Origin of the sequence: Streptomyces sp. NPDC048462 (genome assembly GCF_043200175.1) — a bacterium.
In the GTDB taxonomy this organism is placed as follows: domain Bacteria; phylum Actinomycetota; class Actinomycetes; order Streptomycetales; family Streptomycetaceae; genus Streptomyces.
This window is the reverse complement of the sequence record NZ_JBICXG010000003.1, coordinates 228025-251930: the sequence shown is the minus strand read 5'-3', so window position 1 is coordinate 251930 and position 23906 is coordinate 228025. Positions and strand designations below refer to the sequence as shown.

Annotated in this window: 19 protein-coding genes and 3 pseudogenes; 11 read left to right on the top strand and 11 right to left on the bottom strand. The window is 67.5% G+C overall.

Annotated features, from left to right (window positions below):
- Positions 1-717: 717 nt before the first annotated feature.
- Complete coding sequence (locus tag ACGFU6_RS07215) at positions 718-1368, bottom strand: TetR/AcrR family transcriptional regulator (RefSeq protein ID WP_393608678.1); 651 nt, start codon at positions 1366-1368, stop codon at positions 718-720.
- A 112-nt stretch (positions 1369-1480) separates the two neighbouring features.
- Between ACGFU6_RS07215 and ACGFU6_RS07210 the strand changes: the two genes are divergently transcribed.
- Positions 1481-2170 carry a hypothetical protein gene (locus tag ACGFU6_RS07210; RefSeq protein ID WP_393608676.1) on the top strand — a complete coding sequence of 230 codons (690 nt, stop codon included), beginning with the start codon at positions 1481-1483 and terminating at the stop codon, positions 2168-2170.
- A gap of 387 nt (positions 2171-2557) precedes the next feature.
- On the opposite strand, the gene ACGFU6_RS07205 is transcribed toward ACGFU6_RS07210, so the two are convergent.
- Positions 2558-3091, bottom strand: a complete 534-nt coding sequence (locus tag ACGFU6_RS07205; RefSeq protein ID WP_393608674.1) for a MarR family winged helix-turn-helix transcriptional regulator — start codon at positions 3089-3091, stop codon at positions 2558-2560.
- A gap of 61 nt (positions 3092-3152) precedes the next feature.
- Between ACGFU6_RS07205 and ACGFU6_RS07200 the strand changes: the two genes are divergently transcribed.
- Together ACGFU6_RS07200 and hisC are read left to right on the top strand one after the other, a co-directional pair.
- Positions 3153-4220: an amidohydrolase family protein gene (locus tag ACGFU6_RS07200; RefSeq protein WP_393608672.1), complete on the top strand. Its 1068-nt coding sequence runs from the start codon at positions 3153-3155 to the stop codon at positions 4218-4220.
- Positions 4217-5331: pseudogene (gene hisC, locus ACGFU6_RS07195) on the top strand (histidinol-phosphate transaminase). The gene ACGFU6_RS07200 and the pseudogene hisC overlap by 4 nt, the downstream one beginning before the upstream one ends.
- Here hisC and ACGFU6_RS07190 read toward each other — a convergent pair.
- Positions 5287-6165: a LysR family transcriptional regulator gene (locus tag ACGFU6_RS07190; protein WP_393608671.1), complete on the bottom strand. Its 879-nt coding sequence runs from the start codon at positions 6163-6165 to the stop codon at positions 5287-5289. The pseudogene hisC and the gene ACGFU6_RS07190 sit on opposite strands and share 45 nt — an antisense overlap.
- 86 nt (positions 6166-6251) lie before the next feature.
- Between ACGFU6_RS07190 and ACGFU6_RS07185 the strand changes: the two genes are divergently transcribed.
- On the top strand, positions 6252-6845 hold the full coding sequence (locus ACGFU6_RS07185; RefSeq protein WP_393608670.1) for a nuclear transport factor 2 family protein: 594 nt from the start codon (positions 6252-6254) through the stop codon (positions 6843-6845).
- Positions 6846-6882: 37 nt separating this feature from the next.
- Complete coding sequence (locus ACGFU6_RS07180; RefSeq protein WP_393608669.1) at positions 6883-7878, top strand: amidohydrolase family protein; 996 nt, start codon at positions 6883-6885, stop codon at positions 7876-7878.
- Positions 7879-8098: 220 nt separating this feature from the next.
- On the opposite strand, the gene ACGFU6_RS07175 is transcribed toward ACGFU6_RS07180, so the two are convergent.
- Both ACGFU6_RS07175 and ACGFU6_RS07170 read right to left on the bottom strand, forming a co-directional pair.
- A complete protein-coding gene (locus ACGFU6_RS07175) occupies positions 8099-8794 on the bottom strand; it encodes a hypothetical protein (RefSeq protein ID WP_393608668.1) in 696 nt (231 codons plus the stop codon).
- A 177-nt stretch (positions 8795-8971) separates the two neighbouring features.
- Positions 8972-9493, bottom strand: a complete 522-nt coding sequence (locus ACGFU6_RS07170) for a nuclear transport factor 2 family protein (RefSeq protein WP_327173258.1) — start codon at positions 9491-9493, stop codon at positions 8972-8974.
- Between the two features lie 820 nt (positions 9494-10313).
- Here ACGFU6_RS07170 and ACGFU6_RS07165 point away from each other — a divergent pair.
- Entirely contained in the window at positions 10314-11711 is a 1398-nt protein-coding gene (locus tag ACGFU6_RS07165; protein WP_393608666.1) for an acyl-CoA dehydrogenase family protein, read from the top strand.
- A 151-nt stretch (positions 11712-11862) separates the two neighbouring features.
- Here the strand turns inward: ACGFU6_RS07165 and ACGFU6_RS07160 are convergent, their stop codons facing one another.
- A complete protein-coding gene (locus tag ACGFU6_RS07160) occupies positions 11863-12930 on the bottom strand; it encodes a magnesium and cobalt transport protein CorA (RefSeq protein WP_393608665.1) in 1068 nt (355 codons plus the stop codon).
- A complete protein-coding gene (locus ACGFU6_RS07155) occupies positions 12927-13574 on the bottom strand; it encodes a TetR/AcrR family transcriptional regulator (RefSeq protein ID WP_327173255.1) in 648 nt (215 codons plus the stop codon). Before ACGFU6_RS07155 ends, ACGFU6_RS07160 begins: the two co-directional genes overlap by 4 nt.
- Before the next feature lie 118 nt (positions 13575-13692).
- Between ACGFU6_RS07155 and ACGFU6_RS07150 the strand changes: the two genes are divergently transcribed.
- On the top strand, positions 13693-15435 hold the full coding sequence (locus tag ACGFU6_RS07150) for a CocE/NonD family hydrolase (protein ID WP_393608664.1): 1743 nt from the start codon (positions 13693-13695) through the stop codon (positions 15433-15435).
- Positions 15436-15574: 139 nt separating this feature from the next.
- On the opposite strand, the gene ACGFU6_RS07145 is transcribed toward ACGFU6_RS07150, so the two are convergent.
- The gene (locus tag ACGFU6_RS07145; RefSeq protein ID WP_393608663.1) at positions 15575-16441 is read right to left on the bottom strand and encodes an SDR family oxidoreductase; all 867 of its coding nucleotides are present in this window, start codon (positions 16439-16441) and stop codon (positions 15575-15577) included.
- A gap of 783 nt (positions 16442-17224) precedes the next feature.
- Between ACGFU6_RS07145 and ACGFU6_RS07140 the strand changes: the two are divergent.
- Positions 17225-17332: pseudogene (locus ACGFU6_RS07140) on the top strand (TetR/AcrR family transcriptional regulator); the annotation flags it as partial.
- Positions 17333-17467: 135 nt separating this feature from the next.
- On the opposite strand, the gene ACGFU6_RS07135 reads toward ACGFU6_RS07140, so the two are convergent.
- A complete protein-coding gene (locus ACGFU6_RS07135) occupies positions 17468-18517 on the bottom strand; it encodes a hypothetical protein (RefSeq protein WP_393608661.1) in 1050 nt (349 codons plus the stop codon).
- A 277-nt stretch (positions 18518-18794) separates the two neighbouring features.
- Between ACGFU6_RS07135 and ACGFU6_RS07130 the strand changes: the two are divergent.
- Positions 18795-19089 (top strand): annotated as a pseudogene (locus ACGFU6_RS07130) (DUF4158 domain-containing protein); the annotation flags it as partial.
- A 72-nt stretch (positions 19090-19161) separates the two neighbouring features.
- Positions 19162-19521 carry an ROK family protein gene (locus tag ACGFU6_RS07125; RefSeq protein ID WP_393608660.1) on the top strand — a complete coding sequence of 120 codons (360 nt, stop codon included), beginning with the start codon at positions 19162-19164 and terminating at the stop codon, positions 19519-19521.
- Between the two features lie 97 nt (positions 19522-19618).
- Here ACGFU6_RS07125 and ACGFU6_RS07120 read toward each other — a convergent pair whose 3' ends face one another.
- Positions 19619-20452, bottom strand: a complete 834-nt coding sequence (locus tag ACGFU6_RS07120) for a TetR/AcrR family transcriptional regulator (RefSeq protein ID WP_393608659.1) — start codon at positions 20450-20452, stop codon at positions 19619-19621.
- Between the two features lie 441 nt (positions 20453-20893).
- On the opposite strand from ACGFU6_RS07120, the gene acs reads away from it, so the two are divergent.
- The gene (gene acs, locus ACGFU6_RS07115; protein WP_393608658.1) at positions 20894-22861 is read left to right on the top strand and encodes an acetate--CoA ligase; all 1968 of its coding nucleotides are present in this window, start codon (positions 20894-20896) and stop codon (positions 22859-22861) included.
- A gap of 53 nt (positions 22862-22914) precedes the next feature.
- On the opposite strand, the gene ACGFU6_RS07110 is transcribed toward acs, so the two are convergent.
- Entirely contained in the window at positions 22915-23622 is a 708-nt protein-coding gene (locus ACGFU6_RS07110; RefSeq protein ID WP_393608657.1) for a GntR family transcriptional regulator, read from the bottom strand.
- Between the last annotated feature and the right edge of the window lie 284 nt (positions 23623-23906).

Genomic DNA, 23906 nt, shown 5'->3' with positions numbered 1-23906 from the left:
GACAGTCGACATGATGCCTCCATGGCGTGATGATTTGAGCCGAGGAACGGTGGTCCGGGAGTTCAGCCGGAGCGGATCGCACCCGCGCCACTCCGACTGTTTCCAACAGAAGCAACCAATTTGCAACGCAATCGATCGCAGGCGTAGTTCTACGCCCGTCTCGCAGATGCGTCTACGTTCGCGGCCACAAACAACTTTGGAACGCGACACGACCAGTCGCGCACCGCTGGAGCGACTCCTCTCGACTCGCCTCGATGCGCATCGGGCGCCAAGTCCTCACCCCAGCAGGTGATTTGATCAACTCCCCAGGTCAACCGGGGTAGGCAGCGCACGAGTCGCGCGCCACCTCGGCGAAGACCTGCACCATCTGCCTGGTTTGCGATCATCGAATGGCCGCGGCCTCAACTCGTCGGCCACGTTCACAACCCGCGCGATCAGGCCGAAAAGTCAGCACCAAACGCCCCGTCGACGCGACGACGGGGCTTCAGCACCCCCTTCAGCCATGCCCGTTGGTTCTCACGGCAGAACGGGACAGACGGCCCACTCCGGCACGCCGGACCCAGGGTCAAACATGCCGAACCAGTGCGAGAGCACGCACCGACCCGCGCCTCCTGTTAGTTCTTGTGCGGAAGGAACGAGCACTCACGGCATGACCGCCACCCGAGCCCGCCGCTACCCGTCGACATCCGAAGCGCGCACCGGCTCGGTCAGTGGCTCTCAGGAGCGGGCAGTGCGGTCACGGTCGGGCGTGACGAGGTAGGCCATCGCCATGTCGCCGAGTTCGTCCGCGTACCGGCGCAGGGCGACCTCGCCGACGATGGGGTCGGGGCGCACCGAGTTGTGGAAGCAGGCACCGAGGAGGGCTCGGGCTGCGGCGTCCAGGGCCGCCTGCGGGTCCGAGCGCCGGATCCGGTCGACGTAGGGGGTTGCGGCTTCGATCAGGAGGCGGTGGATTTCGGCGATGGCATGGGCCCCGCGGTCCAGCGCCTTGGCCCCCCGGGCGCGCAGCAGCTCGGGAAAGAGCTTGTTGCCTTCGGCGAAGGACTGCAGCAGCGCGTGCGCATAGGTGTCCATGACGCCGGAGAGCGACGCCTCGGCCGCCCGCAGCCGCTCGGCGACGTACGCCTCACGGCGTTCCAGCATCCGCTCGGCCAGGGCGGTGACCAGCTGCTCCTTGTCGTCGAAGCGGCGATAGATCGTGCCGACCGAGACACCGGCGCGTTCCGCGACACCGGAGATCGTCAATTCCTCCAGGCCGGCCGAGGAGGCGATCTCCTCAGACGCCTGCAGTACGCGAGCCAAGGTCGCCGCGCTCCTGGCCTGCTGGGGCTCTCGGTAGAGCGGTGGGCGATCTGGCTCTTCGGTCATGTCACGCATGGTATCGGCGGCAGCCTCAGCACGTTCTCTTGACAAGTCGCTCGCTCCTGCGCGAACCTAATGCGAACCTGAATTCACATTCGCATTCTACGGAGGCTCGAGAATGACCGACAACCAGACGCCGCCCGTGACCGTGACGCTTGCGTCAGGGCCCACCGATGGCAGCATCGACGACTTCGAGCTGTTCTACGCACGCCGCGCCCTCGACCGCTTCAGGGCGCGGCTGGGACGCCAGGGGCTGCTCGACCTCCTGGCCGAGGACATCGAGGAAGGCAACGCCTTCCTGCGCGAGAGCGCTCGCACGTCGGACGGAAGCTTCAAGGGCGGCACGACGGTGCTCACGACGCAGGGCCTCACCGCGGGGGCGTTCCTGGACTGGATGGACAAGGCGTTCGCGGGCGACGAGGGCCCCCTCCTCGCGGCGCACCCCGAGCACTACGTGATGGGCACCGACTCCATCGGGGCGCGCGTGGTGGAGAACATCGGTCCCCACGTCGCCGACTTCTACATGGGTGGCTGGGGAACGGAAGCCCTGGCCTGGGCCACGGACGCGGCGGAACTCCTCCCGGAGTCCGAGTTCCCGCGCAAGATGTCCTCGAACCTCTTCCTGGCCGACGGCACGGTCGTCGGGCGGGCACTGATCCAGTTCGGCGACACCGCCGAAGGCTTCACGGCGAACCTGACGGTGTACTTCCCCGTCACGTGCCCGGACGAGGTCCTGGAGCACCACCTTCGGCACTACGCCGTCGAGTTCAGGAACTGGATCGTCGCCGCTTCGGCTGCCGGCGCCTGAGGAAGGGTGCTCCGGACGCGCATCGGGACGGGGAGGACGCGACCGCGCACGTCCGGAATCCAGTCCGTCGGGCATGCCCTGATCGTATCGACCGAGCAAGGCAGCCGACTGGTGGACGGCGCCGCCGAGTCCTGATCTCCCGCCGCCGGGCAGCGAGTCGCCTGCTCAGGCATCTCAGAGTGCGGATGGCCAGATCGGTCGAGGACGAGCAGACAAGGACGCGAGGCTCCTGGCGGACACGGGTGCGGTCTGGAACCCGTCCACCAGGAGCTGCGCCCCTCCGTACAGCCCCTCGCTCGTCACCATCCAGCGATGCGGCCAGGTCGGAAAGGCTCATTGCCTCCACGATGACCGCCATGCACATGTGGTCCGCAATACGGACGGGCGCTACCTGGCGGTCGGGTCGTCAAGCCCGCCGGGCTCCGGGAGGTACCGCAAGGCGGGGGTGCCGACTTGGGTGTCGGCGACTGTCGCCAGGATTGCTCGCAGTTGGCTCAGCGTGTCCGCCAGCGTCTCGACCGGCACCGCGGTCAGTACGCGGTGGAGCGCAGTCGTCGCGGCCGCGGTGGCGAGTTGGGCGGTGTCGACTCCCGCGGGTGTCAGCCGGACGTTGTGGCTTCGCCCGTCCGAGGGGTCGGGGATGCGGGACACGAGCCCGCGGACTTCGAGCCGGCGCAGGACATTGCTCAGCCCGCCGGTGGTCAGCAGCAGACGCGCTGCCAGCTCCTTCGGCCGCAGCTGGTGCGGGGCGCCGACCGACCGCAGCGCCGCGAGCACGTCCAGTTCTGCGGGCGTGAGGCCCTGCGCTGCCAGTGCGGGAGCAATGGTCTGTTCGAAGAGGGTCTGCAGGCGCACGACGTGCTGGGAGAAGGCGAGGGCCAGGCGCTCCTCACCGGAGTCGCTCACTCGGTCGGCGGACATGCTCTCACCGTACCGGAAAAACCTTTAGTGATACCTTTCAAGAAAGGGAAAGGGATTCATCATGGCGGCTGTCACCGTGTTCGAGGGTGTCCGCGTGTTCACCGGCAAGGGCCTGACGGAACCACGGCGGGTGTATGTGCAGGGGGCGGAAATCGCCGGCGAGGCACCCTCGGACGAGGTGGTCGACGGTGCGGGCAGGGTGCTGCTGCCGGGGTTGATCGATGCGCACATGCACGTGCTCGGTCGCGCTGACCTGGAGAACCTGGCGCGTTGGGGGGTGACGACTGGGCTGGACATGGCGGCCTGGCCGCAGTCGTTCGTCGCCGAGATGCGCGACCAGAAGGGCGTGGCGCAGATCTTCAGCGCGACGACCCCGGCTGTCGGCGCCGGCGGCAACCACGCCAAAATGCCCGGCTTCCCCGCCGACGGCATCGTCACGAGCCCGCACGAGGCGCGCGTGTTCGTGGAGCGCCGTGTCGCCGACGACGCGGATTACATCAAGATCGTCACCGAGGCCGCGCCACCGGCGGGCATGGACCAGGAGAGCGTGAACGCGGTCGTCGCCGCTGCGCACGAACACGAACTGCTGGTAGTGGCGCACTCGATCACCACCGGCGCCTTCCGTGTGGCAGTCGAGGCCGGTGTCGACATCAGTACGCACGCGCCCCTCGACGCCGTCCTGGACGAGGAGACCGTCCAGCGGATGCTCAGCGACGGGATGATCTCCTCGCCGACTCTGACGATGATGCGCGGCATCGCAGAGGTGCGGGCCGCGGCGGGGCTCAGCTACGAGTACGCCCGCGACACGGTGACCCGGTTCCATCAAGCCGGTATCCGGCTGCTGGTCGGAACCGACGCGAACTCCGCTCCCGGTGTCCCTTTCGCTCCCGAGCACGGCTCGTCCCTCCACGACGAGCTGGAACTCATGGTCGAGGCCGGCCTCACGCCCCTCGAAGTGCTCCGCGCGGCCACCAGCCTCACGGCGGAGACGTTCGGTCTCGGGGACCGTGGCGTCATCGAGCCGGGCAGGCGCGCTGACCTGCTCCTGGTGGACGGCGACCCGACGCAGGACATCACCGCGACCCGCAACATCGCTGGGGTATGGATCGCAGGGGAGCGCGTGCGATGAGCACCGGCAGCCGTACCCCGCCTCGGCTTCGCGCCCTGCTCGACTCGATCCCCGTCTACGTGCCCGGAAAACCGGCAGCGTCCGCGGGGGGGGCGCGGGCTGGAAGCTGTCCTCCAATGAGAACCCGTATCCCCCGCTGCCCGGTGTGTTGGAGGCCGTGGTCACTGCTGCCGGGAAGATGAACCGGTACCCGGACCTGCACGGGACGGAAGTCACCGCCAGGCTGGCGGAACACCTCGCGGTGCCCGCCTCCCGCATCGCTCTGGGCACCGGATCCAGCGCATTGCTGCAGCAGCTCTGCAGGATCGCTGTCGATCCCGGCGACGAGGTGGTGTATGCCTGGCGGTCCTTCGAGTCCTACCCCCTCGTCACCCGCTTGTCCGGGGCGCGTCCGGTGCAGGTGCCGCTCACCGGTGACGAGGCGCACGACCTCGACGCCATGGCGCGGGCGGTCACCGACCGCACGCGGCTGGTGTTCGTGTGCACGCCGAACAATCCGACCGGCCGGGCCCTGCGACGAGACGTCCTGGAACCGTTCCTCGACCGCCTACCGGCCGATGTGCTGATCGTCCTGGATGAGGCGTATGCGGAGTTCACCACGGACCCGTACTGCGCCGACGGCGTCGAGCTCTCGCGCGACCGGCCGAACGTCGTGACATTGCGGACCTTCTCCAAGGCCTACGGGCTCGCCGGGATGCGGATCGGCTATGCGGTGGCCCACGAACCGGTCGCCGAAGCGCTGGGGAAGACCGCCGTCCCCTTCGGCGTCTCCGTGGTCGCGCAGAGTGCCGCCATCGCCTCTCTCGACCGGCGGACCGAGCTGATGGAACGGGTCGGCGAACTGGTCGCCGAACGGGAACGGGTCCGCGAGGCGCTGCTGAGCCAGGGCTGGACCCCGCCAGACAGCCAGGCCAACTTCCTCTGGCTCCGTCTCGGCGAGCAGACCAGTCCCTTCGCCGAACACTGTCTGGGCTCCGGCGTTGCCGTGCGGCCCTACGGCCAGGACGGAGTCAGGGTCACCATCGGGGAACGAGAGGCGAACGACGTGTTCCTGACGGCGGCAGGATCATGGCGGGGGGACGTCGCCGAGATAGGCGCGGACCGCTCCTGACGTTTCGTCCTGCCGACCGAGGACCAACAGGTCCGGTCCCGGCGGTGCGCCTCGCAGGGGCCGGTAGGTGAGGCCTGGCAGGACGATGCGCTCCGTGGCGGTGGGGACGAGAGCCACGCCGGTGCCGGCCAGGGCAAGGGCGAGAGCTCCGAGGGTGCTGCCGACCAGGCGGACCCGGGAACGGTCCTCCTCGGCGCCCGGCCAGAGCCGGGAGAGGATGGTCTCGTCCTCCTGGCTGCTCGCGAAGACGATGAGCTCGTGGGCGCCCAGGGTGGAGGTGGTCACCGAGGGCGCGGACGCCAGCTCATGGTCGGAGCGCAGGGCGACGGACAGCGGAGTGGGCGCGCGACGTGTGACAGACAGACCGTCGGTGTCGCCGAGACCCAGGTCGGGGCAGTAGCCGAGATCGAGCGCCCCGTCGCGCACCGCCTGGATCTGGGCCGCCGGCGGAAGCTCGGTCAGGGCGAGGCCGACCCGTGGGTGCGCCTGGGCGAATTCGCGCAGGTCGTCGGAGAGGACGCCCTGGAGGACGGCGACGCCGGCGAAGCCGATCCGGACCGTTCCCGTCTCGCCGTGAACCGATTCCCGGGCCACCTGAAGGGCGCGGTCGGCCTGTGCCAGGGCTCTGCGGGCCTCGGGCAGCAGCAGTTCACCGGCCTCGGTCAGCTCGACGCGTCGGCTGGTCCGGGAGAACAGGCGTCCGCCCACCTCCCGCTCCAGAGCCTGGACCTGGGCGCTGAGGGTGGACTGGGTGACGTGCAGCAGGGCGGAGGCCCGGCCGAAGTGCCGTTCGTCGGCGACGGCGACGAAATAGCGCAAGTGCCGCAGCTCCACCGTCCACTCCTGTTCATCGTTCCAGACGATGGGTTGATCGTATCTTTCGGTTGGACCTATCGCTCAGGCGGACGCACGCTGGACGCATGAACGTGACATCTCAGGATCGACAGGACATTGCTGATCTCATGACCGGGTGGATCCACCGCGACCTGGGCGAGTGGGACCGGCTGAAGAGCCTCTTCCACCCCGACGGCCGGATCGAGATCACCTGGTTCGAGGGGTTGGCGTACGAGTCCGTGGACGCCTCCGCCCGGATGGGGGACTCTGCCTTCCGGACCAAGCACCTGATCACCGCACCTGTGGTGGCCTTCTCCGCTGACGGTACCCGTGCCGTCAGCGAGACCAACGCCGTCATCATCGGCGAGAACGTCGACCTGCGCCTCGGCTGCAACGGCCACAACCGGTTCATCGACCGTCTGGAGAAGCGGGACGGGGTGTGGCGCATCAGCGACCGCAAGAGCGTCTACGACTTCGGCACCTTCACCTTCCCCGCCGGGATCGTCGACATCGACGCGGAGATTGTGGCCCGGTACCCGCGGGAGTACGCCGCCCTCGCCTACCTGCTGGAGGCCAGCGGATTCCCGGTGAGCCGGGTTTTCGCGACCAAGGGCAGCGACCTGGAACGCGACATCAAGGACTCCGCCTTCGCCTGGCTCGGCGAGCAGACCGACAAGTGACGGCCACAGCGGCGAACGAGAAGTACAGAGGAACACCATGAAACTGATCACGATCGAGGAGCACACGCTGCACGCCGGTGTGGCCAAGGCGTCCGCCGCCCGGACGGCAGGGGTCAGCCCTGGCTTCGGCGCGTCCTACGCCCCGGCGAGCGGCCTGCCCTACAGCCCGACGGCCGAGGTGCTGGAAGACCTGGACGAGGGCAGGCTCGCCGCCATGGATGCCGACGACATCGACATGCAGGTGCTCTCCAACCTCACCACCCAGTACCTGCCGGCCGACGTGGCACCGGAGTTGGTCCGCGACGTCAACGACCGCCTCGCGGCAGCCTGCGGGCGGCACCCCGACCGGTTCGCCGCCTTCGCGTCCCTGCCCACCACCACCGCCGACCGCGCTCCGGACGAACTCCGGCGCGCGGTGGAGGAGCTGGGCTTCGTCGGCACCCTCATCCACGGTCGCACCGACGACGAGTACCTGTCCGCCGAGCGGTTCGACCCGATCCTGCGCACCGCCGCCGATCTGCGCGTTCCCGTGTACCTCCACCCCGCTCCGCCAACCCGCGTCACCGCTGCCGACAACTACGAGGCCGGACTGGACCAGGTCGTCGCCACCAGGTTCGCGACCGCGGCGTGGGGCTGGCACAACGAGTCCGGCGTCCACTTCATCCACCTGGTGCTCAGCGGCGTGTTCGATCGCTACCCCGAACTGCAGTTCATCCTCGGTCACTGGGGCGAGGGCGTCCCCTGGTATCTGGACCGTCTCGACGAAGCTTTGCCGCGCAAGGCCACCGGCCTCGACCGCACCATTGGCGAGTACGTCCGGCAGAACACCTATTACACCCCCAGCGGTATGTTCACCGCCCCCCACCTGCGCTTCTGCACCGACCTCCTCGGTACCGACCGTATGATCCACTCGGTCGACTACCCCTTCGTCGGCAATGCCGGATCCCGCACCTTCCTGGCCGACTCCGGACTCTCCGAGGACGCCCAGCACGACATCGCCCACCGCAACGCCGAACGCCTCCTCCGCCTCTGACTGCCCGGCGTGCGCGGGCACGGGGGCAGGTACCGACGTGGCGGGCGGCGGCAGCGTCCTGCCGTCAGGGGTGAGTGCGCGGGAGAGCCGGTTGAAGGAGCCGTCGAGTGCGGCGGGCAGGTCCACGGACCGGCGGTCCAGCGCCCATTGCATCTAAAGGCCCGCGTAGCGGCACTGGAAAGGATCGTGCGCCGGGGCTGTCGAGCCGCCCCGCCGTTCCTCAGGTGCGGGCCGCTGACGAGGCGACGATCCAGTTCCTGAACTCGACGGCGAAGTGCCGGAGATGATGCTCCAGAACACTCTCCGGGCACGCGGTGGGAAGGTAGACCGTCAGACTCGACGTGAAGCCCTCATCGGTGTCGCCGAACTGAATTAGCACACGTCCCACGACCGTGCCGTCGGCAAGGTACAGATTCGTGGCCTTCTTGTACGGGAACTCTGCTTCCGGGAGACGCTCGCTCGCGTCCGCGGCCCATGCCATTGCCTCAGCGGACCAACTCCCCAGGTAGAAGGAGCAGACATGGGGGCCCACGTTCTCAACGATGTGGACCGCTCCGTCCGGCTGCCCGACCATGACGTAATGCTCGGGCTGCGCGTCCAGGAGCACGTTCTCATCAGCGAAGGCCTTGTCCATCCAGGCCACGAACTCGCCGGCTGAAGTGCCTCGCGTCGCAAGTACCGTCGTACCGCAGTTGAAGGTGCCGTCGGAGAGGCGAGCGCTCTCCCGCAAAAAGGCCTCTCCCTTGTCGATGTCCTCGGCCAACAGATCGAGCAGTCCCTGACGTCCCAGCCGTTCCCTGAAGCGCCTCAGCGCACGGCGGGCGTAGAACAACTCGAAGTCGTCGATGTTCCCCCCACCGGCCGGTCCTGATGCGAGCGTCACGACTGCGGGCGGCGAAGTCTGGCTTTCAGTCATTCTCGAGGCTCCATTGGTGAAACGAGAGCGAGCTGTCGCTCGCAACGGGCGCACGTCGAGGCACACGACGTAGTGAAGGGCCGACACGACGGTCAGGAGAAACGACCTGACGCCGACTCAGATCTTAGGTGGTGCACGGCGATCGCCTCAGGGCCGCACGCCGCGCACCACGGCGGCCTACTTGGCCTGGACAGCCTTGTGGAACCCGACCCGGCCCGCCTCGATGTGCTGGCGCAGGACGTTCGTCTTCATGTCAGGGTGGTGTTCGGCGTTCGGCTCAGGCACCAAGGGGTTGCCGGCCCAGGACATCAGCCGGCAGACACGGTGACGGATCCGCCATCCCTGCTCGGTCCGGACCAGTTCGTCGTCGTACCAACCGGTCCCCTGCCACGTCGGGCCGCCTTCGGCCGCCTCGCGCACAAGCAGCCAATTGCCATAACTGAAGGCGTGCGCCTTGTCACCGTCGACATGTACGAGATGACCCATCATCGTGTGCTGATGACCGTCCAGGCCCGCGTGGAACTCGGCAAACGAGCGCTTGAAAGTGGCGAGTCCCTCCCAGGCGTTTCCGGCCGGACCGAACTCAGCGGTCACATCCTCCGCGAAGACACGGTCGAACAGGTCCCACTCATGGGCATCAAGCGCGAAGCCGTAGAGATTCAGGACTTCGATAATGGCGGCCTTGTCGTGTTCAACCATTGTTGCGCTCCTCATCCTTCAAGTCGCCAGTGGGACACTCCCGATGCCCGCTGTGAAACACGCACTCAGTGGCGGTCCGACTGTTACTCGACAGCCGCCGGAGTATGGAACGCGGTGCGAGGAGTGCGCTCCGCCGCCCCTTGCCGGCGAGGTGCAGTCCCGGCCGTCCGCCCTCAAGCGCAATGCCACGCAAGTGCGTGCGATGCGGGTCGCGAGTCGATCACCGAGCGACGGCCCAGCGGCCCGTTGGCCTCGCCGGTTCGGCATCCGAATTGCCGTCCACCACATCCGAGGACGGCTCAAGGCCGACGAAAGGGTGGCGGACGTGGGCACCATCATCAAGAGCCATGGAGAAACTGTCAACACTTCATGTCCTACGAGTTACATCGTCCTACCACCCCCGCGGAACCGACCGGGAGGACTGGCGGCACGCAGGAGCCACAGACCTCAACTCCTCACGCACTCACACACGACGTCACCACGCTCGGAGTCGACTCCAAGGCTGCATCACACATGAGGTCAACGCGCTGGTCACTATCGGCGAACAACACACGACCGAGAATAAGCCTGGTCAAAATGTTGACACTTTGAAGTGTGCCTTCTACGGTGCGATCAGGGGCACCGTTATATCCACCGGGCGGTGGGAGGCCGGGAGCTGCCATCAAACGATCACGATTCGCTGCGGCCCCAGCCGCCGCCTGTCCTTCGGGGTTCATCACCACCGCACCAACAGCGGCACACCCGGGGCCCCTGCTCCGCACCGGACCGCTGCCCGGCGACTGGGCGACCGCCTCGGGGGCCGCTCTGGACGACGATCGCCATGAACGGCATCCGGCCCCCGGATGCCGCAGGCCAGAGCCTCAACTGCACGAAGGCTGCGAGTTCGAGCCGGCAAGAGCGCGGTCGAACCCTCATCCGCAAGAACCGACCACAGGAGATATCGACGATGGTTGCGACTCACCCCACGTCCGAGAGGCTGACGACGGTCCTCGAGAAAGTCCGGGCGCTCGGGCCGGACCTGACGAAACGCGCGCTCGCTGCGGAACGCGCCGGCAGGCTTCCCGACGAGACCATCACGGATCTGGATGCCACCGGCGCGTTCAACATCGGCAGTCCCGCGGAGTTCGGCGGCTACGAGCTGACCGTTCGGGAACAGTTGGACGTCGTTTCCGAGGTGTCCAAGTGGGACGGCTCCTGCGGATGGAGCGTATGGGTGGGGGCCTCGACCAACTGGATTCCCGCCGGTTCCGGGGCCCGCGTCGTCGAGGAGGTCTACGGTCCGTCGTGGATCGGTCCGCGGGTCGCCGCCTCAAGCCACTTCCCGGCCTCCAAGGGGCGCGCACAGCGCGTCGAGGGCGGCTGGACCATCTCCGGCGGCCCCTGGACGTTCGGCAGTGACGCGCTCTGGGCCCCGTTCACCAACCTCGGCTGCATCGCCGATGACGGCGACGGCCCGTACTTGGTGGGCGTTCAGGTTCCTCGCGACGAACTCCGCTTCCTCGATGACTGGCAGGTCGCCGGCATGCGCGCCACCGGCAGTGTGTCCATCACGCTCGCGGAGGACCAGCTCTTCGTTCCGGAGCATCGCGGTGTCGACTTCCGGCGCGTCGTCGGCGGATCTCTCGACAACGGCCTCAAGGGCGCCCTGTGGAAGGCGCCTTCCCTCGGCTGGGCGTTCAGCCTCATGGCAGGGATGTCGATCGGCCTCGCCCAAGGTGCGCTGGACAGGTTCCTCGAACGCGCCGCAGGCCGGCCCCTGCGCGGCACGACGTACAAGAATCAGCTGGAAGCGCCCCTCACACATTTGATGCTCACAGAGGTTCATTCGAAGATCCGGTCCGCGACGTTGCTGACCCGCGCCAACGCCGATGAAACCGATCGGCTCGGAGCACTCGCTGCCGCCGGGACACCGGCCGACCCGGAGTACATGCAGATGTTCAGCGCGCGCGTCCTCGCCGAGACGGCCTACGCGGCCAAATGGTGCGCGGAGGCGATCGAGCTGCTCCAGCGGAATTCCGGATCGACCGCGATCATGGAAAGTGAGCCCATTCAGCGGGCCTGGCGGGACGCTCGTGTCATCACGTTGCACGGAGCCCTCAACCTCGAAGCCCTGTCCGAGAACTACGGAAGGCTGATGGCGGGATCCCAGCCGCACAAGTTCGAGGGGATCACCACCTTGGACCGTTTCGCGCCGGTTGCTCCGAAGAAGGCCGGCTGAGTTCGCGGCAAGGACGCGGCGCCGCCCACGGGCCCGGGCCCTGCCAGGAATAGACGCCTGACTGCCACAGCGGCAGCGAAGTGTGGGAGCAGGCGGCGGTGACAGCGCCGCCTGCTCCCCGGCCGCCACGACGCCCTTCCGGTACGACCGGTCAGAGCCAGCGACGCCACTTGAAGACGCTCCAGAGACCGACCCCGAAGCCGATCATGAGCGCGACGGCAAACGGATACCCCCAGGTCCAGTGGAGCTCCGGCATGTGGTCGAAGTTCATGCCGTAGACAGAGGCGATCAGGGTCGGGGTGAACAGGATCGCCGCCCAGGACGAGATCTTCTTCACCTGCTCGCCCTGTTCGATGGTCTCCTCCGCAAGGCGGCGGCTCTCCTCGCCCTGGGCGAGGCTCGCACTCGACATGCTCCGCATGGCCTCGTTCTGCTCCATCGTCACCAGCGTGGAGTGGACGGTCAGCGCGTTCTCGAGCAGAGACCTGGAGCCGTCCACGCGTTCCGACACGCGGATGGTGTGGTCGAGCACGTTGCGCAGCCGGTTCTGCACCTCGTCGCCGGTGCCGTACCTGCCGGCACCGCGGAGCAGGCCTCGCACCATGTCCGGCAGCGCTCCGATCGCGCGCTGGAGCGCGATCACCTGCGAGAGCAGTCGGTAGATCCGTTCCGACAAGGCAGGATCCGCGCTTCCCTCCCCGAAAAGGCTGTCCTCGACCTGGTCGATATCGTTCATCAGCCCGGCGACGACAGGAGCGTAACCATCGACGATGACGTCGAGGAAAGCAGTGAGCATCGCCTCGGGCCCTGTACCGAGGAACTGCGGCTCCGCCTCGAGAGCGTCCCGGGCCGCCGTCAGGTCAGGCACAGCGCCGTGCCTGACCGTGATGACGAATTGCCGCCCGACGAACAGGTGGACTTCACCGAAGTCGACGCGCTCGTTCCGGTCGTCGTAGGAGGCGGGCCGCAGCACGACGAACATCGTCTCGCCGTACCGCTCGAGCTTCGCGCGCTGATGACCCTTCTGCGCGTCCTCGACGGCCAGGGGGTGCAGTCCGAACCGGGCCGCGGCGGTCTCCAGCTCGTCCGGGCCGGGGTCCATCAGGCCGATCCAGGCAACGCCGCCCGACTGCTCCAAGTCGTCGGCCGCGTCCTCCAGATCCGACGGGCACGGGATGGGGCGCCCGTCGACATAGAGGCGACCGTCGATCGCCGTCACCGGACCGCCCCCTTGTCGTGGACGGCCGGCGACGCCGGCACGAGCACGCTCTGCACGGCGGGCCCGACGAGCGCGATCAGCTGCTCGCGCTCCGCCCCGGTGAGCGTGGGGACACCGACGACGCGTCGCCCCACCACGAGCCCGACGAGCATCGACGACACGACCCCCACCCGGAGCGTCAAGTCGTCGTCGGCGGAGCGCGACGCGAGAGCGCCGACCAGCAGTCGTTCCTGAAGGAAGCCGCGCAGCTGCTCGTTCGCCTGGTCGTTGGCGATGGCGCCCCGGAGCATCGCCATGAGCGGCTCCGAGCTCCGGACGTCCTCCTCCCACACCTCGAGGAAGGCGCGGACGACGCGTTCTCCGAGGCCGTCGTCCGCGCCCTCGAAAGCGGCGCTGAAGCGTGCCAGCGCGTCAGCGGGAACGGACATGACGGCGGCGAACAGCTCGTTCTTCGACCGGAAGAACTGCATCACCAACGACGCGTCCACCCCGGCGTCGGCTGCGACCCGCCGGATCGTGGTCGCCGTGAAGCCATCGGCTGCGAACCGGGCGCGGGCCGCGGCGAGGATCGCCTGCCGCGTCGTGTTCGTTCCCGGCCGGCGTCCGAGACGGCCGGTCGTGGCGGGAGTCGTGTGCGCGGTCATGTGCCAAAACTACCCCCGCGCCATGATCTCAACAGCTGTTGAGATCATGCCGCGGCGGACGTACGCTCGCATGGTGGACAGAGCCGGTCCACGGACGCAGAGATGCGAGGAGTTCACCATGAGTGATGTCCAGAAGGTATTCACGCCCTCTCAGCCGCTGGAGCCAGGTGCCCGGTACGGAGTACTGAGCGGCTACGAGCCCGGTACCCGAACGCTGGAGGCGGGCTTTCAGATCGCCCCGCCGTTCAAACCGCTCCCCCTCGACATCGTGCTCGACAAGGACGTGCCGGTCACACTGCGCGACGGCGTCACGATCTACGTCGACGTCTTCCGTCCCGCCGGCGCGGAACGGGTGCCGGTCATCGTGGCGTGGAGCCCGTACGGGAAGGGCCAGGGCTCGTCCGCCAGCGTGATGGGCATCTTCGGCATGGTCGGTCTGGACAACGGGATCGTCTCGGGTCTGGAGAAGTTCGAAGGCCCCGACCCCTCGTACTGGTGTGCGCAGGGCTATGCGATCTGCAACCCGGACATCCGGGGCGTGGCCAACTGCGAGGGCGACAGTGTCGTCTGGGACCGGCAGGAGGGCCGCGACTGCTACGACCTGATCGAGTGGCTCGGCGTCCAGGACTGGTGCACGGGCAAGGTCGCCATGAGCGGCACGTCCTACCTTGCGGTCTCGCAGTGGTTCACCGCGGCCGAGCAGCCTCCGCACCTTGCGGCGATCAATCCGTGGGAGGGCGTCAGCGACGTCTACCGCGACCTGGTGATGCGCGGCGGCATTCCCGACACCGGATTCGCCCGGCAGCTTCAGGACAACAGCTACTACGGCAACGGCCAGAAGGAGGACATCCTCACGGAGGCCGACCGCTACCCGCTGGTGAACGACCTGTGGGAGAACAAGATCCCGCTCTTCGACCGGATCAACGTGCCCGCGTACGTCGTCGCGAGCTACTCCAACACGCTGCACACCGCAGGCACCTTCCGGGCCTGGCGGCGCATGGAGTCCGAGCAGAAGTGGCTGCGCGTCCACAACAGCCAGGAGTGGCCGGACTACTACGAAGAGGCGAACGTGGAGGACCTGCGCCGGTTCTTCGACCGTTTCCTCAAGGACGAGCAGAACGGCTGGGAGCAGACGCCACGCGTGCGCTACTCACTCCTCGATCTCCAGGGCGGCGACCGGGTCAACATCCCGGCGGACCAGTTCCCGCCAGCGGACGTCACACCGGTGAAGTACTACCTCGACGGCCGCTCAAGGACGCTGGGGACCGCGGCACCGGACACCGGGGCAACGGCGGGTTACGCGGTCGGCGCCAACCCGGACACGGTGTCCTTCGTGACGCGCTTCGACCAGGAGACCGTTCTGGTCGGCTACCCGAAGGCGCACCTGTGGGTCGAGGCCGAAGGTGCGGACGACATGGACCTGTTCCTGCTCGTCCAGAAGCTCGACGCGTACGGCACACCCCTGCAGCAGTTCACCGTGCTCAACCAGGGGGCGATGGTCCAGGACGTGACGGAGCGGGGCGCTTCGATCCTTCGGTACAAGGGGGCCGACGGGCGTCTGCGCGTCTCGATGCGCCATCTGGACGAGAAGCTGTCGACCGAGGACATTCCCGCTCACAGCTTCGACCAGGTCGAGAAGCTCTCACCCGGCGAGGTCGTCGAAGTCGAGATCGACCTGCTGCCGCTCGGGCTCACCTTCTACCCGGGCGAACAGCTCCGCTTCGTCATCAGCAGCCGGTCGCTCCTGGGCACGATGATGCCCGGCATCCGCGAATACACCACCGAATTCGGCGGACGGCACGTCATCCACACCGGGGGCGACCGCGCGTCGTACGTGCAGCTTCCGGTCAAGCCTGCGTGACCGGTGCTGGGTCTGCCCCACCTGTCAGGTCGGGCAGACCCAGCCGGTGGCAACCGGCCCGCATCAGACCGGCTCGCCGGATGGTTGCGGTGACGCGTCCGCAGGTGTGAGCGACGAACCGGCGCCACCCGCCGTGGCCCTATGGGTAAGTCTTCAACTCTCGCTGAACGAACTGCTTGAAACTCGTCGGATTTCGACCGAGCAGCCACGTGAGAACATTCGGGTTTCCCACGAAATCGTGACTGCTGTAGCGCTTACTGATCGCTCGCGCAGCGCTGGTGTGATACGGAAAGTTGATTTCATGGTCCGCACCATGTGATGCCGCCGTGAATTGATCGGCATCGATTCGCTTGGCGGACACCTTGCGCCCCAGCACTTCGGAGATTGTCTCCGCGATGTCGTACGCCGTGTAGCGCCCGGGCGCTACCAGCTCGTAGGTCGCCCCTACATGGCGATCACTGTCAGTGAGGACTGCGGCGGCCACCTCGGCCACGTCGCCCAGATCGACCATCGACTGGTGTCGATCGAGCGCCCACGAGAGAAGGAAGACACCTTGCTCCATCACAGGATTGAGCCTGTGGCGCAACATGTAGTTGGCGGGCTGGAGAATCGTGAACTCGAGCCCGGAGGAGAGTAGATACTCCTCGAGATCGCGCTTGATTTCATGCTGAGTGAGATCGGTAAGAATCGCGTGCAGCACTGAGCTGAAAACGAAATGCTGCACGCCGGATTCGCGAGCAGCATCAATAGCCGCAAACCCCATCTCCCGCTCCCTGGGATGGAGGGTCGGGCCGACGTAGTAGACCTTTTCCACCCCCTTCATGGCACGCACCATCATCCCGGGCTCCGTGATATCGCCAACGACGACATCAGCCACTCCAGCAGAACGAAGAGACCGCGCCGATTCCTCGGAACGAACGCAGACCCGAATCTCCTGACCCGCGGCCAGGAGATTCGGGACCAGGAGCTTCCCCTGATTGCCATTGGCTGCGGTGACCAGTATCACGAATACATCTCCTTATACACATTCACTAGGTGGCTCACCCGAGGATCAAGGGGATTTCGATGACGCAAGCCATCGCGCCGGCAGTCCCACCGGAATCGGAATGGGAGCCGTCCCCTACGTGCCGCACGCGGCCCGCTCATCGATCGGGGCCTGCCCTGGCGGTTACGGCATGAGTGCTGCGCATCGCCCCTCGGCACCGGGCCCTTCCCCGCCACTTCTGCGACGGCAGACGCGAAGGCGCTACTACCATCATCAAGCACTCAAGATAAATGTCAACACTTTACGTCGGGTAGGTAACGCCTGCACCTCGACGCCAAGAGGCACGTGCGGGATCTCGCGCAACATGAAATCTGCACCCAGACTTCACTCTCGGAGACGCTGACACACATCAGACGTCCCGGCATCGCCACTGACTCTCTGACGCCGATGCACGCACTCGCATCATCCATCGACGCATCCGCTCGGATAATGTTCACACTTTGTGTCAGCGTGGGGCGCCCACGACAGGTTCACCATGTCCCCGGAGCCGCCCACGATCCGGCTCCGGCACAGGACCTCACGAACGCACGGCGCTGCCCGGCACGTTCCGTCCGCGCGGCTGAGCCGGAGCATGTCCACTTCGGCCGCCCTGCTGTGCAGGGGCCGGCAGACGGTGTCGGGCAGTGCGATGTGTTCCGCGGCGGCCGGCACCGCGACAACCCCACACCTGCGAGGCCGGCACGAGCACACATGCAGCCCGGCGCTCCGCCGTAACCGCCCATATTCGGCTGAGGACGCTTTCGTCCAGAGCAGTGCCCCTTTACCCGGGCGGTTGCGGACCACGGGCTCGACCACGACGATCGGGCGCAGTTCCTCGCCGGCATCGACCTCATCACCGCGGGCATCACGGCTGGGCATGCACACCGATCAAGTTTCCTGTTACCCCTGCTGACGCTCACTCCGTCTCACCCTCGCCTCCCTCGCCGCGCCCTCACGCCTCAAGGGTGGATCAGCCCATGCCCGCGGCCCCACCGGCGACCGAGCGATTCAGCGACCCGACACGGCAGGTGCAGCTTGCGGGTCGGCCTGGGTCGACTGCCGCACGACGACGGACTCGGAGAGGGCCTGCGGGCTGCGCCTTCCCCTCCGGTCGGCGATGAGCGCGAGGGCGACTCCGAAGACGATCCATCCGGTCAGGACCAGGGCGGGCGATCCCGCCGTCGCGCTGTCGAAGAAGGCGTTGGTGCGCAGGAGACTGCCGGCGGCCCCCGGAGGGAGGAGCTGACCGAGGGTGGCCCAGCCCGAGGGGAGCCAGTGCGGGCCTGTGGCCAGACCCGACAGAGGATTGCCCAGCAGCATCATCAACGCTCCACCGAAGGCGAACCCTCCCATCCCCAGGAGTGCCTGAAGCCCGAGGAGGGTGGTGGACATGGCGGTCATGCCGAGAACGACACCGAAGGCGTTCAGCCAGTAGTCACCAGTGATGGAGTGGGTTCCGAACTGGAGGACTGCGGCAACGGCCACGCCCGCCACCAGGGAGAACAGAACAGCACCGGCCAGCCGGGTACGCAGGCCACGATGCCCGGGAAAGACGCCGCCGAGAATCAGGGCCGGGAAGATTCCGCCGAAGATCATCGGCATCAACGCCGCGGTGAGGCCTGAGCCACGAGGATCGTCCTGGGTGAAAGGCACCAGGTCGTGAACGGTCGCAGCGACGTTCCGGTCCGCGGCCAGAGAGTCGCCCAGAGCGGCTACGGCGCCGGTCGCGGAGGGGGCGCCGGCCGTGGCGGTGTAGACGTCGAGCGTGCCCGGCTGCAAGGCCAGACCGCCGACGACATCCTGACCCTCGACTGCCGCCTGGAGCTCCGACGTACTGGCGTACACGTCAACGTCCCACGTGTCACCGTCAAGGCCTCGCTGGAGGTCCTGCGCGGCCTGCTGGGTTCCGGTGACACCGATGGGGATGTGGTGGGGGCCGCTGTGCAGCGAGGGCAGGGCGAAGGCACACAGCATGGTGGTGATCAGAGCTGCCAGACCGAGGACAACGATGACCAGCTTGCGGTGCGAGTTCGTGGGTGCGGGGGCGGAGTGGCCCATGAAGATCATTTCCGATCGCCCGTCCCGCCGACAAGCAGGGCGGTAGGGGGCGTGACTGGGACGGGACGGCGGCGCGGGCGACGAACACATCGAGGCAAACCACCATCAACTTGAAACTCGATTACAGCTTAGATGTATACGGGAGTCAAATGTGGGCGCACGGGTCGCACAGCGTGGTGGACGGGTGCGTGCGGAGTCCCGTACGGCTGGATGTCGACCACACAGACGCTGGCCGGTACGGATCAGTCCCGGCGTCGAGGATGTCCTCGACCGTGCCCACCAGGAGCACGGCTTCTCGCTCCAGATGTGCACGGTGCGCTACATCGGCCGGTTTTCCCGGACGACCTACTGGAAGCACCGTGGCGGTGGTCGAGCACCTGGCCGCACAGCTCGGGATCAAGGACCCGTCGGTGGTGAAGCGGTACATGGAGCGGCCGAGACGGCGTACGAGCACGCGTGGGAGATTCGGGACGCCTGCGCGTACCACGAGTACGACAGTGTGGAGTGGCCGTCGGCGGCTTCGTACGTTCTTGCACGGCCGGGCGTGGGCGCACGCCGAGGGCCCGCATGCGGGTCTACCGGTCCCGAGACCGTAAACGGTCGGTGGGACGGGATCCCGGACGCTGCAGGCCATCGGCGTCGGCGTGCCCGGTGTCCGGGTGCCAGTGGACAACGACGTGAACGTCATGGCCCTGGCCGACCGACGCCGGGCCCGGTCCGATGCCCTACGCCTGTTGTATCCGAAGGTAGGCACGGGCATCGGCTGCGGCGTCATCGCCGGCCACGTCGTCGCGCCCGTGCGCTCTGCACAGCCGGCCGACGAGTTCACCAGAGCCGTCACCCGTCCCCTTAAGGCGTCACTGAAGCGCGTCAACGCGTCCGCGGGGACAGACACTCGGGCTTCAGGATCATCCCGTTACCCCTTTGGTGCACATCTCGCCCCCCTCACCCGCCTGGCCACGGGAAGACGGTGCGGTTGCTGTCAGGAACGTGCACTTGAGTAACAGGAATCCCGAACGGACCTGGCAGCTGAAACATCACGAAGGTTCCCGCGACGTGCCGCCCACCCCGGCCGAAGCCCCGTCAGCCCTTGAGTTGCTCCTACGAGCGCGCGCCGTCCGCGGGAGGAAGCGCGACGGCACGGAGGAAGGCGTGTGCGAACACGTCGACGGCCTCCCTCTTCGTGGTCAGGTACTCAGCGGCGACCTGACCCGTAACGGGGCGCAGCAGGAAGTGCAGGAGAAGTGGGCTGACCATCTGCTGAATCAGCAGAAGCAGGGGGAGATCGCGGATGCGCCCGGCGGCCACTTCCGCGGCGAGCCACTGCCCGAGACCGGCCAGCATTCGGGGGGTGAGGTTCTGGAAGGCGAACTGGACGCTTGCGTCCCCAGGGCGAGCGAAGACCTCCGCCAGAAGGGCCGGCAACACTCGCGGTTCGCGCTCCATCGCGTCACCGAGCAGGCGGTAGAGCTGGTGAACGGTCGCTTCCAGGTCGCCATGCGGTCCGGCCAGAAACGCCTCGACGTCGACGATCGGACTGTAGCGATCGAACACCGCACGGAGGAGTTCATCACGCCCCCCGAAGGTCACGTAAAGACTGGGCACCGAGCACTCGGCCGCCGCCGCCACGCGCTCGAACGTAACCCTCCCCAAGCCCTGCTCACTGATCAGAGCGCCCGCAGCCTCGATCGCACGCTCCTTGACCGGTTTCCGTCCTCCGAGGTCGACTCCGGCAGCTCGCAGCGCCTCGTCCAGCGAACGCCGGCTGCCGCCCAGCCTGCGCAACAGCGTGCTGCGGGACATTCCCGCCGCTTGGGCGATGTCCCGCAGAGTCACGTCGGCCGGAGGCTGGTCCCGCTCGTCGGCGGCCCGCAGCGTGGCCTCCACGATCTCCCGGGGAACACTGCCGACCAGCGCATTTTCGATACGTGACATGTTGCTCACTGTAATTTACATTCACGTGTCAGACCACCCAGCTGACACCTGCCACTGCGCCTCGCCGATCACCCCGAACCTACCCGCCCGCAGCCCCGTCGCCAGCGTCAAACAGGGGCAGACGGCGCCCGCGGCCGAACAGCACTGACAACAAGGTGCAGGGGTAGACTGAAACGCGACTACACAGTAGGTTAATACGAGTGTCACACATCAGGGTGTGTACGGAGTCGCGGCATGCGCCCGCACCAAAAGCGCCCCGCCACGCACAACGACCCGCATGCCTGCCCGAACTGCCCTGGAGACATCGGCCCCCCTCGGAACTCCCGGGTGGAAGCGCCCGCCCCACGGCAGGTGCCGAAAATCGGATGCGGCGTGCCGTGAAGGAGCTGGGCGAGCGGTGAACTCCGCACCGTGCAGGTACGTGAAGGAGAGCGAGTAGGTATGTCTGCAACACGCGACGACAGCGCGGTGGTCAGCGCGACGGCGGCCGGCTCCCGGCAGCGGCGGTTCGCACCGCCTGCCGATCTGGCCGCGAACGCCAACGTCACAGCGGAGGCGTACGAGCAGGCCAAGGCGGACCGGCTGGGCTTCTGGGCCGAGCAGGCCCGCCGCCTGACCTGGGCCACCGAGCCGACCGAGACGCTCGACTGGAGCAACCCGCCCTTCGCGAAATGGTTCGCGGACGGCGAGCTCAACGTCGCGTACAACTGCGTGGACCGTCACGTCGAGGCGGGCAACGGCGACCGGGTCGCCATCCACTTCGAGGGCGAGCCCGGCGACAGCCGTGCCATCACCTACGCCGAGCTGAAGGACGAGGTCTCCCGCGCGGCGAACGCGCTGGCCGAGCTCGGTGTCGGCAAGGGCGACCGGGTTGCCGTCTACCTGCCAATGATCCCCGAGGCCGCCGTCGCGATGCTGGCCTGCGCCCGCATCGGCGCCGCGCACTCGGTCGTCTTCGGCGGGTTCTCCGCCGACGCCATCGCCGCCCGCATCCAGGACGCGGACGCCAAGGTCGTCATCACCTCCGACGGCGGCTACCGCCGCGGCAAGCCCTCCGCGCTCAAGCCCGCGGTCGATGACGCCGTCTCCCGTATCGAGAGCGTCGAGCACGTCCTCGTCGTCCGCCGCACCGGTCAGGACACCGCGTGGACCGAGGGACGCGACGTCTGGTGGCACGAGATCACCGCCCGTCAGTCCACCGAGCACACCCCCGAGGCGTTCGAGGCCGAGCAGCCGCTCTTCATCCTCTACACGTCGGGCACGACCGGGAAGCCCAAGGGCATCCTGCACACCTCCGGCGGTTACCTCACGCAGGCGGCGTACACCCACCACGCGGTCTTCGACCTCAAGCCCGAGACCGATGTCTACTGGTGCACCGCCGACATCGGCTGGGTGACCGGGCACTCCTACATCGTCTACGGCCCGCTGGCCAACGGTGCGACGCAGGTCATGTACGAGGGCACGCCCGACACCCCGCACCAGGGGCGCTTCTGGGAGGTCGTCCAGAAGTACGGCGTCACGATCCTCTACACCGCGCCGACCGCGATCCGCACGTTCATGAAGTGGGGGGACGAGATCCCCGCCAAGTTCGACCTGAGCAGTCTCAGGGTCCTGGGCTCGGTCGGTGAGCCGATCAACCCCGAGGCGTGGATGTGGTACCGCAAGCACATCGGTGCCGACAAGTGCCCCATCGTGGACACCTGGTGGCAGACCGAGACCGGCGCCATGATGATCTCGCCGCTCCCCGGCGTCACGGAGACCAAGCCGGGAAGCGCCCAACGCGCCCTGCCCGGCATCAGCGCCACCGTCGTCGACGACGAGGCCCGCGAGGTCCCGAACGGCGGAGGCGGCTACCTCGTCCTCACCGAACCGTGGCCCTCCATGCTGCGCACCATCTGGCGCGACGACCAGCGGTTCCTCGACACCTACTGGTCGCGCTTCGAGGGCAAGTACTTCGCGGGCGACGGCGCCAAGAAGGACGAGGACGGCGACATCTGGCTCCTGGGCCGGGTCGACGACGTCATGCTCGTATCCGGGCACAACATCTCGACCACCGAGGTCGAATCCGCCCTCGTGTCGCACCCGGCGGTCGCCGAGGCCGCCGTCGTCGGCGCCGCCGACGAGACGACCGGTCAGTCCATCGTCGCGTTCGTCATCCTGCGGGGCACCGCGACCAACTCCGAGGAACTGGTCGCGGAGCTGCGCAACCACGTCGGCACCACCCTCGGCCCCATCGCCAAGCCCAAGCGGATCATGCCGGTCGCCGAACTCCCCAAGACCCGCTCCGGCAAGATCATGCGACGCCTCCTCCGCGACGTCGCGGAGAACCGCGCCCTGGGCGACGTCACCACACTGACCGACTCCTCGGTCATGGACCTCATCCAGACCCAGCTGCCCGCCGGCGCCTGACCTCGGCGCAGGGCCCTCTCCGAACCGCGCCTCCGCCCGACCAGGTGGTGCGGCTACCGGCCGCACACGGCGGAGAGGGCCCTGCGTACCCGCACGGGCTCGAACGTGGGTGATGCCATGGAGAGCACCACCAGAGCCGTTCGGCCCAAGTGGTTCGCCAGCGCCAGGGCGGCGGCATCCGGGTCGCGCGCCATGACAGCTTCGGCGATCTTGTGGTGCTGTTCGCTCGTGCCCGCTTGCCACTCGAGCGGATTCCAGGTGACGAAGGCCATGCGATACCGCGTGGCATGGTCGGACAGCAGGGCCAGTTCCCGCTCCAGGCGCTCGCCCGAAGGGTGGACCAGCGCGCGGTGAAACTCTTCGTGCGGGCATTCCCACTGCTCGACGTCGCCGGTACGCGCCGTCTCGTCCATCTCGTGCAGTAGCTGGTCGATACGGTGGAGATGTTCCTCAGTCATGCGCGGCACGGCGATTCCCACAGCCAGCGCTTCGAGACTGATACGCATGGCGTACAACTCGTCGAGGTCGTCGTCGCTGAACGTCGCCACCCGGGCGCGGTGCTGGGATTCCTGCTGGATGAAGCCCTCACGCTGCAGAATTCTGAGCGCTTCCCGCAGGGGCCCGCGGCTCACCCCGAGCTGCCGGGCGAGCTCGACTTGGGAGAGTGGATCGCCGGCCCGCAGTTCGCCTCGCATGATCGCCCGCCGCACAGCGTGATGGGCTCTGCTCACCTCGTCGGGATGGGCGAGCTTGTCCGCCACCTCGACCGACCCTGCTGTCATCGTGTGCTGGCCTCTCCCACGCTTCGACGTCCGATCGGTCTCCGGACCGCGGACTGGTTGCGGTACTACCGTAGCCGACTCGGTCCGCAGGACTGCCGACACTTTCCGATGACGTCGTTGCACCGCCGATGCAGCATCACAGTCCTGCCGCGCCTCCTACGCCGAATAGACAGCCTCTTCGCGCACCGTACACCGCAAAATGTTGACACCCCCCTACGATGCGACGTCGCCTACGTCCTCACGAACGGCATCGCGATCCCCGT

Excerpts from the sequence above, each read along its gene's own strand:
- ACGFU6_RS07135 (WP_393608661.1), bottom strand. The coding sequence starts at position 18,517 with ATGGGCCACTCCGCCCCCGCACCCACGAACTCGCACCGCAAGCTGGTC.
- ACGFU6_RS07120 (WP_393608659.1), bottom strand. The coding sequence starts at position 20,452 with ATGTCACGTATCGAAAATGCGCTGGTCGGCAGTGTTCCCCGGGAGATC.
- ACGFU6_RS07205 (WP_393608674.1), bottom strand. The coding sequence starts at position 3,091 with ATGTCCGCCGACCGAGTGAGCGACTCCGGTGAGGAGCGCCTGGCCCTC.
- ACGFU6_RS07215 (WP_393608678.1), bottom strand. The coding sequence starts at position 1,368 with ATGACCGAAGAGCCAGATCGCCCACCGCTCTACCGAGAGCCCCAGCAG.
- ACGFU6_RS07180 (WP_393608669.1), top strand. The coding sequence starts at position 6,883 with ATGAAACTGATCACGATCGAGGAGCACACGCTGCACGCCGGTGTGGCC.
- acs (WP_393608658.1), top strand. The coding sequence starts at position 20,894 with ATGTCTGCAACACGCGACGACAGCGCGGTGGTCAGCGCGACGGCGGCC.
- ACGFU6_RS07210 (WP_393608676.1), top strand. The coding sequence starts at position 1,481 with ATGACCGACAACCAGACGCCGCCCGTGACCGTGACGCTTGCGTCAGGG.
- ACGFU6_RS07150 (WP_393608664.1), top strand. The coding sequence starts at position 13,693 with ATGAGTGATGTCCAGAAGGTATTCACGCCCTCTCAGCCGCTGGAGCCA.
- ACGFU6_RS07200 (WP_393608672.1), top strand. The coding sequence starts at position 3,153 with ATGGCGGCTGTCACCGTGTTCGAGGGTGTCCGCGTGTTCACCGGCAAG.
- ACGFU6_RS07170 (WP_327173258.1), bottom strand. The coding sequence starts at position 9,493 with ATGGTTGAACACGACAAGGCCGCCATTATCGAAGTCCTGAATCTCTAC.
- ACGFU6_RS07175 (WP_393608668.1), bottom strand. The coding sequence starts at position 8,794 with ATGACTGAAAGCCAGACTTCGCCGCCCGCAGTCGTGACGCTCGCATCA.
- ACGFU6_RS07185 (WP_393608670.1), top strand. The coding sequence starts at position 6,252 with ATGAACGTGACATCTCAGGATCGACAGGACATTGCTGATCTCATGACC.
- ACGFU6_RS07155 (WP_327173255.1), bottom strand. The coding sequence starts at position 13,574 with ATGACCGCGCACACGACTCCCGCCACGACCGGCCGTCTCGGACGCCGG.
- ACGFU6_RS07165 (WP_393608666.1), top strand. The coding sequence starts at position 10,314 with ATGAACGGCATCCGGCCCCCGGATGCCGCAGGCCAGAGCCTCAACTGC.